The following is a 13,727-nucleotide window of genomic DNA, read 5'->3' as shown; positions in this document are numbered from 1 at the left end:
CGCCCACCGCGATCCTGAGCCTCCCGCCGTCCGGCATCGCCTGAATGCCGTTCATGAGCACGTTCGCGAGCACCTGCTGCATCTGGCTCTGATCGAGACGAGCGAACACCGGGGCACTCGCGACACGCTCGACCCGGACCTTCGCACGCTCGGCCGCGGGGGAAACGAGTTCGAGCGTGCGCGCGACCAGCTGTTCCAGGTTGGCGAGACCCATCTTCGGGCCCCGCCTTCGCGAGAAGTCGAGCAGCTGCTGGATGATGCCGGTCATCCGGTCGGCCTGCTCGAGAATGGTGCGCCCGTTGGCGGTGGCGTCGGCGGTTGACGCCGTGCCTTCCGCGAGGAGCTCGGCACGGGCCATCACCACGTTCAGCGGCGTGCCGAGCTCGTGCGCGACACCGGCGGCGAGCTGGCCCACGGTCGCGAGCCGCTCCGTGTGGCGGAGCTGCTCGAGAGCCGCGACGCGGGCCGCGGTCTCGTCCACCACCCGCCGGTTCGCCTCCGCGATCCGGTCGCACATCGCGTTGATCTCCGCCGCGAGCTCCCCCATCTCGTCCCGCTGCGACAGGACGAGCGGCCGCGAGAAGTCGCCGGCGCCCGCGCGTCGCGCCTTGTCGCGGAGGCGTACGAGGGGACGGCCGACGAGCCGGAGCTGAAGCGCGATCGCGAGCAACGCGCAGATGGCGATCACCGCGATCGTCGCACCGAGGATGGCGAGATGGCTCATGCGGACGAACGTCTGCTCGTGCCCCAGCGGCTCGACGGCTGCGAGCGCGGTCGGGTGCGCGGCGGTCCTCACCTCCGCCCAGGCGTGTAGCCAGTCCTGGCCGTCGGCCTCACGGAGCGTGTGGCGTACGATCTCGCCGGCCTTGAGCCTCCGAATGTCGTCGTCGGAGAGCGGCGGCCGATCGGGAGCGTCTCGGGCAAGGGAAACGATGCGCACGGCCCCTTCCCGTGCCCCGATCCGGCGGGTGGACAGGTCGATCAGCTCGCGCACCCGCACCTCGCCCTCGCGCGCCCACACCGACTCGATCACGCCGACCCACGCGAGGCCGTTGCGCCGGGCCCGGTGCGCGTCGGCTTCGAACAACACGACCTCGTTGGAGATCTGGATCTACGCGTAGGTCGCCATGACGGCGACGATCCCGAGCACGAGCGCGATGCTGAGCTTGGCCGCGAGCTTCATCTCTCTCCCCCGCTGTGAGCCGGGCGCCGTACACGGGCCCGACGTGGAACCCTAACGCATGAAGCACCCCGAAGAGTAGAGCCGCAGGGTCCTTCGCCGCGCGACCCGGCGGAGGGCCGGAGCACCGTGCCCTTCTGACCCGGGTGTCGAAACGACCCGCCCCTCCCACGCGGCCGGCCGGTGCGATGGCGCGTGCTTCAGCCGGCATGCCCGGTGCTTTCGCGCTCGACACGACGCCCCACCATGAAAGTCCTCGCGATGGCGGTGAACAAATGCATGGGAGGCGGGGCACGTCAGCCCGGACGGCCGCCCGCCTTTCTCCCCCTGGACTTCGAGCCGATAATGCCGGCGCAGTGGGAGGCGAATCGCGGCGAAGACGCCGCCCTCCAGCCCGAGAAGCGGCTCATGTTCGCGGTGCTGACCGACGCGATCGAGCTCATCCTGCGCGACGGCCGCGCGGCCAACGCACGCAACGCCATTCACATTCGCCGCGCCGCAGAATGGATCGGCTCCAACGACCGCGGATGGGGGTTCTCGTTCGTCGACATCTGCGAGGCCCTCGGGTTCGAGCCCGAGGGGCTTCGCAAGGGGATCGCCCGGCTCGCCCAGCAACGAGCCGGCACGCACTGAGCGCAAACCTGACGGCGCCCGGTCAGCGCCGCTGTGGCCAACCGGACTGCCGTCGCCATCGGTACTCCTCTTTCCTACAACCCCGCTCCCCAGCGGTACCGCCACGCGATGCCGAACGTATCGAAGCTGCTCCCGATCCGCGTGATCACGCCGGTGCTGGCAAGAGCTTGATCGAGCTGGGGGGCCTGCGTCCGATAAGAGGCGATTCTGTCAACATCGACTTTGGTTTGGGGCTATGCCCCTCCGGCGCGCCGCCGGGATCAACGCGGTGGCCGCCGTACCGGGGACGACGGCGAGGACCTCGCGCGCAGCGAACCGGAGGACGCTCGGCGGCTGGAACCGCCGAACAGCGCCACCATCGCGAGGAGCGCGCCCGTGAGCACGCTCCCCGCGAAGGCGGGCTTTCCATGGAGCGGGTGCAGGGCGCTCGTCAGCAATGCCGCGTCAGCCGCCCGCACCGTGGCGCGGCTCCTTCACGCGGTCGGCGGAGATCCAGCCCTGCCGGGCGAAGTCGGTGAGGACGGCCTCATGGCGTCGTGCGAGCATCGTCGGACCGTGTACCCTCAGCCTTCCATGCAGGCGGCGAAGGCGCGGTCGTACGCGCTGCTGGTCTCCTGCTGCTGCGCCTGCTGCGCGGCCATCGACCGTCGGCGCCCGCGGACACCACCGAGGACGGCACCCGCGGCCGCACCCTTCCCGGCGTCGCCGGCGATCGCTCCGACCGCCGCACCGAGCCCGGCGCCGCGCGCCGCCCCGCCGACCACCCCGCGGGCGTGCTGACCGGGCTGCGCCGGCGGGGGCGGGGCGCCGGGATCGACGCCGCTCTGCGCCTTGGCCCAGTTGTAGCACTCGTAGGAATCCTTGTTCTGCTGCTCCGCGGACTGGCCCTTCTGCGGATACACGAAGACGTCGGCCGCGAACCCGGTGCCCGCCAGCGCGAGCGTCGCCGTCCCCGCTACCACGTACTGCACGACGGTTTTCATGTGTGCGCGGACCTCCTCATTGATGTGGCTCCGCCACTCCGAGCGTCGGGGCAGATGGACGCCTGCGCCCGGCCCCTCGGCGGGAGCTGAACCAAAGAACGCGATGACCGCAAATAGGACTTTCGTTTACGTCCGTCTGGGTGGACGACGCAAGGACCGGCCCTGCGACGGTTTGAACCACATCCGCCCCACTCGCGGGGACCGACAGCGGAACGTACCCGCTCGCCGTCTGCCCACCTCCTCACGAACTGGGCGGCCGCCGAGGCCGGGGTTCGGAAGCGATGTCCCCGGCTCTCATGCATGTTGGCTGGTAAGCCGGCCTCAGCCGACTGTTTGACTGGCCGACGCGATTCGAGCTAGGAGCGGCGCCAATCGGCCGCCAACCGAGGAGGTGCAGCATGCGTGACCAGAGAGTGACTGCGCTCGGGCTCGCCGCAATCCTCATCCTGAGTGGCTGCAGCGCCATGCGGGAGCGGCGATGGAGTTACTGTGCGGTCGCCGGTGGACTCGCCGGAGCCGCTGTCGGCGCCGGCACTGCGGGGGGGCTCGTCAATGCGTACGAGAAGAACCGCTCCGACGAGCACACCGGCGCTGCAGCAGGAGGGGGCGCGGTTGTCGGAGCAGCCATTGGAGCTCTTCTCGGCCACGTAATCTGCGATCCGACAGAGGAAGCGCCACCGCCTCCGCCCCCACCTCCACCGCCTCCTCCACCGCCGGCGGCGAAGCACATCGAGCTCTCGGCCGACACGTACTTCGACTTCGACAAGGCGACGCTGAAGCCCGCGGGCAAGGAGCGCATCGATACGGAGGTCGTGGGGCCGATGAAGCAGCATCCCGAGGTCCGCGCGCTCGTCGAGGGCCATACCGACTCGATCGGCTCCGACGCGTACAACCAGCGGCTGTCCGAGCGGCGGGCCAACGCCGTCGCCGATTACATGGAGGCACAAGGGATCTCGTCGTCGCGGATCACGACGAAGGGTTGGGGGAAGTCCAAGCCGGTCGCCGACAACCGGACGAAGGAAGGCCGGGCGCGGAACCGGCGCGTCGAGATCACGGAATAGGTTCCGTCTCCGACGCACGCACGGCGGGTCGGGGTAGAACCCGACCCGGCCGTCTTGCATCTAGGGTGACCGCCGACGGATGCGGTCGAGCAGCTCCTGCACCCGCGGGTTACCGGGGGATAGCGCCGCGAGCCTCGCCGCCGCATCTCGCGCGCGCGACCAGTCGTTCCCCTGCGCGTACAGGACGGCGAGCGCGTATGCGATCTCGGGATCTTCCGGATCGATCTTCTCGGCCTTCACGAATGCCGCCTCCGCCTCCGCACGCCGGCCGAGGCGCTGGAGCGCGAGGGCCTCGTTGTATCGCACCCGGGCACGCGTCGGCATGAGGTCGGCGGCGCGGCCGAGCGCGGCCGCCGCCTCGGGTAGACGGTCCTCCTCGCCGAGCAGCAGGCCGAGTGAGTACTGGAGCTCGCCCTGGTCGGGGACGCGCGCGATTCCGTCCCGGAGGACGCGCTCGGCATCCGGGTTCCGGCCGAGTTCATTCAGCAGACGGGCGAGGTTCAACCGCGCCGGAGTGAAGTCCGGGTCGAGCCGAAGCGCGCTCCGGTAGTGTTCCTCCGCGAGCACATGCCTACCCTGGTTCTCGTACAGCACCGCGAGGTTCAGGTGCGGACCCGGCAGATCGAGGGCGGCAGTCTGGGCGACGATGAACTCCCCGACCACCCGCTCGTCCGCCTGGCGCTGCGACGCGTCGAGACGATCGGACGGCACCGAGGAAAGCACACGCGCCGCCTCGATACGGACGGCGCGCACCGGATCGCGGAGCAACGGGGCGACGAGCGACGCACGCTCCTCCGGAGGGATGCGCTCGAGGCCGGCCACGGCGGCGGTCCGCACCGCGGGGTCGGGATTGCGCGTGCCCGCGACGCTCGCCGGAACGCTCGCGGGCCCGTAGTGCCGGAGGAGGTCCAGCGCCGTGGCGCGCACGATTGCAGGTTCCGAGGAATCCTGGGCCAGGTTCACGAGGGCCTCCTCGGCCCCTCGCCGGCCCGCGCGTCCCGCCGCCAGCACCTCGCCGTAGTGCGCCTCGTGACGCCGGTCGGCGCCGTACCAGCGCGCGACCGCATCGGCGGCCCACTCGGGCGTCCGGTCGGCGTGGCACCCCGAGCACGCATTCGGCGTTCCGATCTTCACCGTGAGATCGGGGCGCGGGATCCGGATGGCGTGATCGCGACGCGCGTCGATCACCATGTAGTTCCGCGCGGGCATGTGGCAGTTGACGCAGAGCGCGCCTGGCGAGCCGGGAGAGTGGAAGTGGTGGGCCGGTGAGTCGTAGGACTTCGCGCGAAGGCCGGGGAACCGCCGCGTGTCCGGCTCCGCTTGGTGGCATCGCAGGCAGAGCGCGTTGCCCTCCGCGACCAGCGTCAGGCGGTGCGGATCGTGGCAGTCGGTGCAGCGGACACCGGCCTGGTACATCCGGCTCTGCCGGAAGGAGCCGTATTCGTACACCTCACCGAGCTGCTGGCCGTCGGCGTGGTAGAGGTCGGCGTTGAGCAGCGCGGGCAGGTAGTCGTCGTAGAGCGGCTCGCCGGGCACCGGCGCGGCGACCAGCTCCGATCGACGCGAGTGGCACGCGGCACAGACCTCGATCTCGCGTTCCGCGCCTCCTTGGAGATCGATGAGTCCGTCGTCCTGCGCGCGCCGAGCCGTCTTTGAGCGGGCCCAGGCGACGTGTGGTTCACCAGGACCGTGGCACGACTGACAGCTCACGTTGATCTCGGACCACGTGGTTGCGTAGCGGTCGGTACCCGGGTCGTAGTTCTTCCGCAGATTGGTCGAGTGACACGAGGCACACATCGCGTTCCAGCTCTGGTAGCGGCCGGTCCAGTGGAGCACGTCACCGGCCGGCGTCTTCTCGTCGGGGTAGAGGTGGAACCAGCGTCGACGCTGCGTGTCCCACGCGATCGCGAGCGCCTGGAACCGGCCGCCGGGCTGCGCGATGAGGTACTGCTGGAGCGGATGGACGCCGAAGGTGTAGGCGACGTCGAAGTCGGCGACGGCTCCGTCGGGTCCGTCGGTGTGGACGACGAACTTCCCGTCGCGGCGGAAGAAGCGCGAAACGACGCCGTCCCGCTCGAACTCCGCTCCGGTGAAGTCGCCGAGCACGGTCACCTCGGTCGCGGGCGCCATGGCCTGGAAGTGATGCGAGATTGCCCAGTCCTTCGCTTGCGCCGGATGACATTGGAGGCAGAGGTCGTTGCGGACGTAGGAGCTGCGCTCCGCGGGCGGTGCCTCCGCGTGACGGAGCCATGGCCATGCAACGGCCGCCGCAGCTGCAAGGCCGGCGACGAGCAACGCGCCTCTCAGCCAACGGGCCGCAGCCAAAGGTCCGCCCACGTGGCGGACGTCCCTCGGACTCCGTCCGCGCCGGGTTCCGCGATCCGAACGGCGCGCCAAACGGTCGATCCCCCAGCTCTTCATCCGCCAGTCGGGCTCGGCGGATCGATCCTCCTTACACCGTGATTGGCCTGGGGCGCCCGGACACCCTCAGCCGCTCTTCTCCACGGTCCTCGTCTGCCTCGTCGTCGGGCATCCGCAGAGCACGACCATGCCCGCGGCCATGATCGCGGCGACCCTGCTCGTTACGTTCGGTGATCCGATCGCCATCCCGTCCCTCCGCTCGACGCGGGATCGCTAACGTGATGAGTCCATCACGGGACCAAAGGCTCGCCCTCCTGTGCAACTGGCTTGTGCGGTCTATCGATGCGTCTGCACGCCTGTCAACTCGCGTCGGATTGGCATCGGACGTGCACCGCCTGCGCGAGGCGCGGCGGATGCCGCCAAATGGAGAGCCAAAGATGCTCACCGAGATCCCTCAGTTCTCTGGCTCTAACGGAGCGACTGCGGACAAGCGATCCGGTCACTACCGGCGGCCGTGGTACCGGTGCTTCCCGGGCACCCGCCGCGCAAGGTCGCGGAGCGCGCCAGGGGCGAGCGACGAGAGCGGGTGCACCGACACCCGCGGCGACGCGAGTGGACCGCTCACGTCGAAGTCGAACGCTTGGACGCCCTGCCGCTCGTTCCCCGCGATCAGGGACCCGAGCAACGGTACCCGGCCCGCCGCCGTATTGATCCCGTAGTACGACGGGACGAGCGTGCCGTGAAGCGAGCTCGTCAGCTCGGCCCGGTCGATCGTGCCGGACACGAGGAGGTTGACCGACGGGCCCCGGGCGAGCGCGTCCGTGATCGTGACGGTGCTGCCATGGCTGGCGATGCCGGCGTCGAGGCGCTCGAACCGGACACCCCGTTCCTCGAGCAGGCTCGTGATCCCCGACAGGGACGCGAGCGTCGCCACGCGCGTTAGCATCGGCGAGCGGAGGAGCGTGAAGTCGTGGAGCTCGAGACGCCCGTCGAACGGCATTCCCGGGCCCGCGAGGTCGACAATCCCGGCGTACGCGAGCCGTCCTCCGGTCGCGTCGGCGCCCTGTCCGAGCGCGCGGAAGAGCGAGCCGGCGTCGTCCGAGGTCAGGACGAACTCGTGACCGGCGGACGCGGACCGGAGGACGAGCGTCAGGTGGCCGGGCGGGTGGAGAGCATCGCGCGCTGCGACCGCGGCGGCCGCGTCGAGCGATCCGAGTGCGTTGCCATCCTCCGCGAGCGCGGCACGGCCCCTCACCGACGCGCCGCCCGCCGAGCACGCGAAGCGCTCGATCACGGTCGCCTTGCCGCCGGCAAGGACGACGCGCGCCTCCGCGCGGCCGGGTGCGCCGGGCGGCTTCGCCACCGCGAGGAGGGGTACCACGACGCTCGCGTCCGAGAGGTCGGCGGCGACGTCGAGTGATCCGTCGCCGTCCTCTTCGACGAGCCTGGCGCGCACGCCGATCGATCCGTCGAGCCAGGGTCGGACGTCGAGCCCGAGCGCAGCGCGCTCCGCCGATCCGAGGCGGCCCGTGACATCGACGCATCGAGGCGAGCCGCCTCGGCCGAGCGCCTCGCGCCAGACGAGGTCGATCGGTGCCCCCTCGAGTCGCCCGTGCCCGGCGACGTGGAGCGAGCGGTCTCGCAGGCCGACCTCGAGCTCGCCGTCCGAGAACGACCAGCCGCGGAGCACCCGCGGAACGGCGGCGTCCCGGATCGCGGCCGAGACCGTGACGGGGATATTCTCCGCGCGCGCACCCGACCGCAGCGGGACCGCGAGCCGAACGTCGGCGGTCAGCGACCCCTCGAGCGTGTCCGCCCGGAGGCCGCCTTCGGCGGCGGGGCCGAGCCGCTGGGCGAGCGCCACCGCCGCGGCGAGGGGTCCTCGCACGGCGGCCTGCACGGCGGCCTGCCCGGCCGGGACGTCCAGGTCGACCTTGCCGTGCGCAACCTCGAGGCCGCCGACGGCACCCCGTGCGACGCGAAGGTTCCAGCGGTCGCGCGTGAACGTTCCGTCGCCCGCGATGCCGGTCACCGGCGGTAGCCCGTTGAGGCCACGCACGTTGAGCCCGTCGAAGATCAGGGATCCGCTGGGCGCCGACGCGACGACGCCGTCGCCCCCCAGCCGCCCCGCGACGCGGAGCGACGCCTCGCGGACCAATCCCCCGGAAACCCGGCTCGCGAGCCAGTCGCGGACGGAGGGCGCGAGCGCGTTCGGCCAGTAGGAGCGAAGCTCGTCGGTCGCGAGATGCGAGACGTGCGCCTGGATCTCCACACGGCGCTCGGCATGGACGCCCGCGACTTCCCCCTCGATCCGAACGCCTGCGTGGTCGAGGTTCACGGACAGGCTCTCGACCGTGATCGTGTCCGCCGGCACGTCGAGGACGGCCGCCACCCGGAGGCCCAGCACCGGGAGCTTGGCGGCGGGCAGCTCGGGCGCCGAGATCGTCCCGGCGCCGCCTTCCGCCTCGAGCCGTACGCGGCGCGGGACCAGGTGAGGCCCGACCTCGACCTGCATGCTGCCCGTCACGGGAAGCGCGACTCGCGCCAGGAGGGATCGCATGCCGTCGGGCGCGAGGGCTGCCGCGGCCGCCGGTTCGAGCGTGTCGAAGCGGAGCGTCACGCTGCCCCCCTCGTCTGCGGGCAAGAGCACCGCCGCGTGCAGCGGCACGACGCTCTTCTCCAGCTCGAGGCGGGCGGCCAGGGTCATCGCCAGGGCCTCGTGCCGGCGCTCGACCACCATCTGGACGGCCGCGGCGCGCCAGCTGGCACCGCTCCTGGGATCCGTCGCCACCACCTCGCCGTCGCGCACTTCGATGCGGCTGAGCGACGCCGCCGGCCCCGCCCGCGCGAAGAGCTTCTGCAGCCCTTCCACACCGCCCGTTCCGCCGCCCTCGCCCAGACCGAGATCGAAGCCGCCGTCCGCGGCACGGACGAGCCGCAGGCGCGGCTCGATCAGCTGCACGGCTCGCGGGGCAAGGATCCCGTGAAGAAGCGCCCGTACGCCCGGCCGAAGCGTGAGAGCCGGCACGGTCGCCACTGGCTCGCCGCCGGCGCCGACGACGCGGACGTCGCGCGCCCGGAGCGCGAGACGGCGATCGCGAACGTCCCAGGCGAGCTCCGCGGACCCGATCCGCACCGCAAATGACGCATCGGGGCGGGAGAGCGCCCGCTCGACGAGCGGAACGAGAAAGCCGAGGTCGATCGTGCCGCGCTCGAGGCGCCAGGCGAGGAGGCCAGCCCCGAGCATCCCGCCCAACGCCAGGACCGTGAGACTCGCAAACAGAAGGTGGCGCCGCCTGGCGCGAGGCTCATGCACCAGGGCGTCCCCACGGCCGGTCGTGGCCGGCCGCCTGCTGGTCGCGGACGGCCGTCGCGATCTCGCGGCTGAGCCCGCCGAGCGCGCGGCTCAGGGCCGCGACCGCTGCGTCGGTGTCGGCTCCGCCTGCCCGCTCCTCGATCCGCGACGTCCGTCCGACGAGCACGGCGCCGTCCGCCACCCGCACGACGTGCCACTGCGCCGCGACGTCGGCGTCGCCGGTCTCCGTCGCCTCGAAGCGGAGCACCACGACGTCGATCGCCAGCTCGGGGCGCTCGGTCCGCTGCCAGGGGTACAGGACGACCCGCGGCGTCCCGAGGAGGCCGACGAGGTTCTGCTGCAGCGTCGTCCGGAATGCCTCGCGGAGCGGTTCGGCCCAGCGATCGAACGTCGAGATCGCGATCTCGTTCGCTTGCGTCCGGCGCACCACCGACATGCGGTCGAGATAGCCGGGGAAGACGATCGGCCCGAGGCCGAGACTCATCTCGAGTTTGCCCGCGGGCACGGTCGCGAGCTCTTCGGGGCCAAGCGGGGCGAGCGTGAAGAACCGCGAACGATCGGGCCGCGCCCCGAGCCCGCACCCGGCCACCATCGAGATCGCCAGGACGAGGTCGCGCGCACGCCGCGTCATCGCTCGTCCTTCGCGCGGCCGAAGACGACCGCGTTCGGGTTGCGCTCGAGGTAGTCGGCGAGGTCGCTGAGCGCGCGCGCCGCGCGCCCGAGATCGCTGACCGTTCGCGTCGCCTCGACCGCGAGCGGCCCGTCCGGAGCGAGCAGCGTATGGACGTCGTCGAGCGCCGCGCGCGCGGACTCCGCCGCGCGCCGGGCCTCGTCCACGGTCCCCTGCGCGCTCGTCGCGAGCGGTCCGGTGTGCGCCCGGAGATCACCCACGAGGTCCTTCGCCGACTCGACCAGCCCGGGAAGCTGGTCGACAGCTGCATGGAGCTCGGGCTTCTTCACGATCCCGTTGACGTTGGCGATCACGTCGTTGACCCCCTTGCCGATCGCCTCGAAGTCCACCGCCCGGAGCTCGGCGAGCACATCGCTGACGGACTTCGTCATCTCCTCGAGTGCGGTCGGCAGGGTCGGAAGCTCCGGAACGGGCGCGTCCTCGCGCTGCACGAGGTCGAGCCGACTTCCCGGGAGCAGGTCGAAATCGACGTACAGCACGCCGGTCACGATGCTGAGCGCCTGCAGCCGCGCCCGGAGGCCGTTGGAGATGAACTCCCGGAGTACCTCGCGCGTCGGGGCGCGCTCGGCGCCGAGCTCGCGCAGCCGGTCCTCGTCGAGCTTCAGGAACACCGGGATGCGCGGATCGCCGCGCACCTGCGCGTAGCGCAGGCGGACATCCGTCACCTGGCCGACCTGCACGCCGCGGAACTTGACTGGGGCACCGATGTTCAGGCCGTTCACCGAGCCCGGGAAGTAGCAGACATAGTTGTACGCCTTCTCGAACAGGCGTCCGGAGCCCCAGATGGTAATCGCCACGACGCCGAGCACGAGCGCACCGATCACGAACGCGCCGATGACGGCGGGGTTCACGCGTTTACCCATGATGGCTCCCTTCTGCCCCGCGCGTGAGGAACTCCCGCACGCGCGGGTCGGTCGAGCGCGCGAGCAGCTCCTTCGGCGCGCCGGAAGCGATCATCGTACGGCTGTCGGCGTCGAGGAAGACGCTGTCGTCGGCGATCGTGAAGATGCTCGGGAGCTCATGGGTGACGACCACGATGGTCGCGCCGAGGCTCTCGCGCAGCTCGAGGATCAGCTCGTCGAGCCGGCGGGAGCTGATCGGGTCGAGCCCAGCCGACGGCTCGTCGAAGAACAGCACCTCCGGGTCGAGCGCGATCGCGCGCGCCAGGCCGGCCCGCTTCTGCATGCCGCCGCTGATCTGCGACGGGTAGTAGTCCTCGAACCCCCGGAGCCCGACCAGCGCCAGCTTGAGCGCGGCCACGTCGCGCATCTCGCGGGGCGCGAGGTCCGTGTACTCCCCGAGCGGCAGCATCACGTTCTGTGCCAGCGTGAGCGAGCTGAACAGCGCGCCCGCCTGGTAGAGGACGCCGAAGCGCCGGAGCATCCGCTCGCGCGCGTCGGGCGGCGCGGTGGAGAAGTTCTCCTCGCCGTAGAAGATCGTGCCCGCGGTGGGTGCGTTGAGCCCGATCAGGTGGCGGAGCAGCGTGCTCTTGCCGCAGCCGCTGCCGCCCATGATCACGAACACCGACCCGCGAGCGACCTCGAACGTGAGGTCGCGCATGATCACGAAGCTGCCGTACGCCATCGTGAGTCCGTCGACGCGGATGTGGGCGTTGCTAGATGCCGAGGACATGGAACACGACCGCGAAGATGCCGTCCGCGACGATGACATAGACGATCGCTCGCACCGCCGCCCGCGTCGCGGCGTCACCGACCGCGGACGCGCTCCGGCCGGCGCGCATGCCCTCCATGCAGCCCGCGAGCGCCACCAGCACGCCGAATACGACGCTCTTGCCGACGCCGGTCGTGAAATCCGCGACGGTGATCGCGCCCTTCGTCTGCTCCCAGTACTGCGTCGCGCTGAGGTCGAGCATCGTGGTCCCGACCACCACGCCGCCCAGGATTCCGATGAAGTCGGCGTAGATCGCGAGCAGCGGCATCATGAGCGAGAGCGCGAGCATGCGCGGCAGGACGAGGAAGTCGATCGGCGGAATGCCCATGGTGGTGAGGGCGTCGATCTCCTGGGACACGTTCATCGTCCCGAGCTGCGCCGCGTACGCCGACCCGGTGCGGCCGGCCATGATGATCGCGGTCATCATGGCGCCCATCTCGCGTGCCATCGCCACCGCGACCATGTTCGCGACGTAGATGCCCGCGCCGAACTGCTGCAGCGAGACGGCGCCGACGAACGCCATGATGAGCCCGACGAGAAAGCTGATGAGCGTGACGATCGGCAGTGCTCGTGCGCCCGCCTCCTGGACCTCGAGCACGAGATCCACCCGGCGATAGCGCGCGTGCCGGCGGAGGAAGCGCGCGAACGAGCGCGTCGCCTCGCCCAGGAAGGCGAGGAACTGCCGGGTCTGTTCGGTCGCCTCGATGGCGGCGGTTCCTACCCGGACGAGAAACGCCGGGCGCGTAGCCCCACCGCGCGCGCCCTGCTTCTCCGGGACGGCCTCGACGAGTGCGAGAAGGCGCTGGACGCCCGCGGGGAGGCCCGTGCGCTCGACCTCGAGCCGTCCCCGGCAGCCGTCGAGCACCTGCGCCAGCACGGTGACGAGCGAGCTGTCCCAGCCCGCGAGGTCACGCGCGTCGAAGACGAGGCGCCGGACGCGCTCGTCGAGTACGCCGGCGACGGCGTCGGCCGGCGGAAGGCCGCGTCGCAATCGCCAGACCCCTGCGACCCGGACACACACCGTGTCTGGGTCGACGCGGGACGCGGTCAGCGACGCCTGCTCCACCCGACGGCGACAGCTAGCGTAATCGGTCCCGGCGCGTCCAGCACGCACCCTACCGTCGGACCGCGCCGGCGTCCGTTTCGTCGAACCGCCGCGGCACGGTGATCCCCTCGCGGATGAGCTCGTACTGCCGGAAGAAGCCGGCGAGCGCGTCGTAGGACTCGCCGACCTCCTTGCGCGTCTCGATCGAGACGGCCAGGTGCTGGCCGTCCTGGAAAGCCCAGCTCACGATGGTGTGGGCGATCTTCGGGGAGCCCCAGTACGACAAGAAGAAGTCGAGGCGGTCGAGGCCCGAGAGATCGTACGTGCGCGTCTCCCAGCGTTCCGTGAAGTCCGTCTCGGAGCGGTAGTCGAAGTTCCGGAGATCGTGGATCGTGAGCCGGTCCCCGCTGAGCTCGCCGTGCGGCGTCCGCGCGACGTCGGCGAGCCAGGTTCGGTCGTTGCTCGGCCGGATCGTCGTCATGGCGTGGCCAGGTGCTCGAGCAGGATGCGGCGAACCTCCGCGATCGTGTGCGGGTTCGACTGGCAGGAGTGTGTCTGGTGCACCACCACCACCTCGGACTCGACGCCGTCGATGTGGGCGCTGTCGTACTCGACGACGCCGTCGTTCTGCCCCTGCGGCGGCAAACCGCCCTTCACCGGAATGATCGAGTGCGCGGTCACGCCGGGCACGATCGGGAGCTGCACCAGCGTTCGGACGAAGCGGTTCCCGGGCGTCATGTTGTCGACGGCCGTCGGGGCGCCGCGCACCCCCTCGACGACGAGGGC

The 13,727-nt window shown here is 71.0% G+C and carries 11 protein-coding genes; 2 read left to right on the top strand and 9 right to left on the bottom strand.

All coding sequences use genetic code 11. The annotated features are described in order from the left end of the window. A partial coding sequence (locus E6J59_01775; GenBank protein ID TMB23543.1) for a HAMP domain-containing protein occupies nt 1-1,087 on the bottom strand: 1,087 nt, incomplete at its 3' end. A gap of 339 nt (nt 1,088-1,426) precedes the next feature. Between E6J59_01775 and E6J59_01770 the strand changes: the two genes are divergently transcribed. Then, the gene (locus E6J59_01770; protein TMB23542.1) at nt 1,427-1,813 is read left to right on the top strand and encodes a hypothetical protein; all 387 of its coding nucleotides are present in this window, start codon (nt 1,427-1,429) and stop codon (nt 1,811-1,813) included. A 563-nt stretch (nt 1,814-2,376) separates the two neighbouring features. On the opposite strand, the gene E6J59_01765 is transcribed toward E6J59_01770, so the two are convergent. Next, nucleotides 2,377-2,796, bottom strand: coding sequence for a hypothetical protein (locus E6J59_01765; protein TMB23541.1), 420 nt, complete (start codon nt 2,794-2,796; stop codon nt 2,377-2,379). A gap of 398 nt (nt 2,797-3,194) precedes the next feature. Here E6J59_01765 and E6J59_01760 point away from each other — a divergent pair, with 398 nt between their 5' ends. Then, nucleotides 3,195-3,857, top strand: a complete 663-nt coding sequence (locus tag E6J59_01760) for an OmpA family protein (GenBank protein ID TMB23540.1) — start codon at nt 3,195-3,197, stop codon at nt 3,855-3,857. Nucleotides 3,858-3,917: 60 nt separating this feature from the next. On the opposite strand, the gene E6J59_01755 is transcribed toward E6J59_01760, so the two are convergent. From E6J59_01755 to E6J59_01725, 7 genes are all read right to left on the bottom strand, one after another. After that, on the bottom strand, nt 3,918-6,278 hold the full coding sequence (locus E6J59_01755) for a tetratricopeptide repeat protein (protein TMB23539.1): 2,361 nt from the start codon (nt 6,276-6,278) through the stop codon (nt 3,918-3,920). Nucleotides 6,279-6,720: 442 nt separating this feature from the next. Further along, nucleotides 6,721-9,465 (bottom strand): hypothetical protein, encoded by a 2,745-nt coding sequence (locus tag E6J59_01750; protein TMB23538.1) that lies wholly within the window; start codon nt 9,463-9,465, stop codon nt 6,721-6,723. Nucleotides 9,466-9,526: 61 nt separating this feature from the next. Then, complete coding sequence (locus E6J59_01745) at nt 9,527-10,165, bottom strand: membrane integrity-associated transporter subunit PqiC (GenBank protein ID TMB23537.1); 639 nt, start codon at nt 10,163-10,165, stop codon at nt 9,527-9,529. Next, nucleotides 10,162-11,088 carry an MCE family protein gene (locus tag E6J59_01740; protein ID TMB23536.1) on the bottom strand — a complete coding sequence of 309 codons (927 nt, stop codon included), beginning with the start codon at nt 11,086-11,088 and terminating at the stop codon, nt 10,162-10,164. The genes E6J59_01745 and E6J59_01740 overlap by 4 nt, the downstream gene beginning before the upstream one ends. Next, a complete protein-coding gene (locus tag E6J59_01735) occupies nt 11,081-11,896 on the bottom strand; it encodes an ATP-binding cassette domain-containing protein (GenBank protein ID TMB23535.1) in 816 nt (271 codons plus the stop codon). The genes E6J59_01740 and E6J59_01735 overlap by 8 nt, the downstream gene beginning before the upstream one ends. Beyond that, nucleotides 11,841-12,962 carry an ABC transporter permease gene (locus tag E6J59_01730; protein TMB23534.1) on the bottom strand — a complete coding sequence of 374 codons (1,122 nt, stop codon included), beginning with the start codon at nt 12,960-12,962 and terminating at the stop codon, nt 11,841-11,843. The genes E6J59_01735 and E6J59_01730 overlap by 56 nt, the downstream gene beginning before the upstream one ends. Nucleotides 12,963-13,011: 49 nt before the next feature. Continuing rightward, complete coding sequence (locus E6J59_01725; protein TMB23533.1) at nt 13,012-13,422, bottom strand: DUF4105 domain-containing protein; 411 nt, start codon at nt 13,420-13,422, stop codon at nt 13,012-13,014. Nucleotides 13,423-13,727 lie beyond the last annotated feature (305 nt).

It is taken from the genome of Deltaproteobacteria bacterium, from assembly GCA_005879795.1.
Taxonomy (GTDB): Bacteria; Desulfobacterota; Binatia; order DP-6; family DP-6; genus DP-6.
Note: the sequence above shows the minus strand (reverse complement) of the source record. Positions and strands in the feature narration are given on the sequence as shown.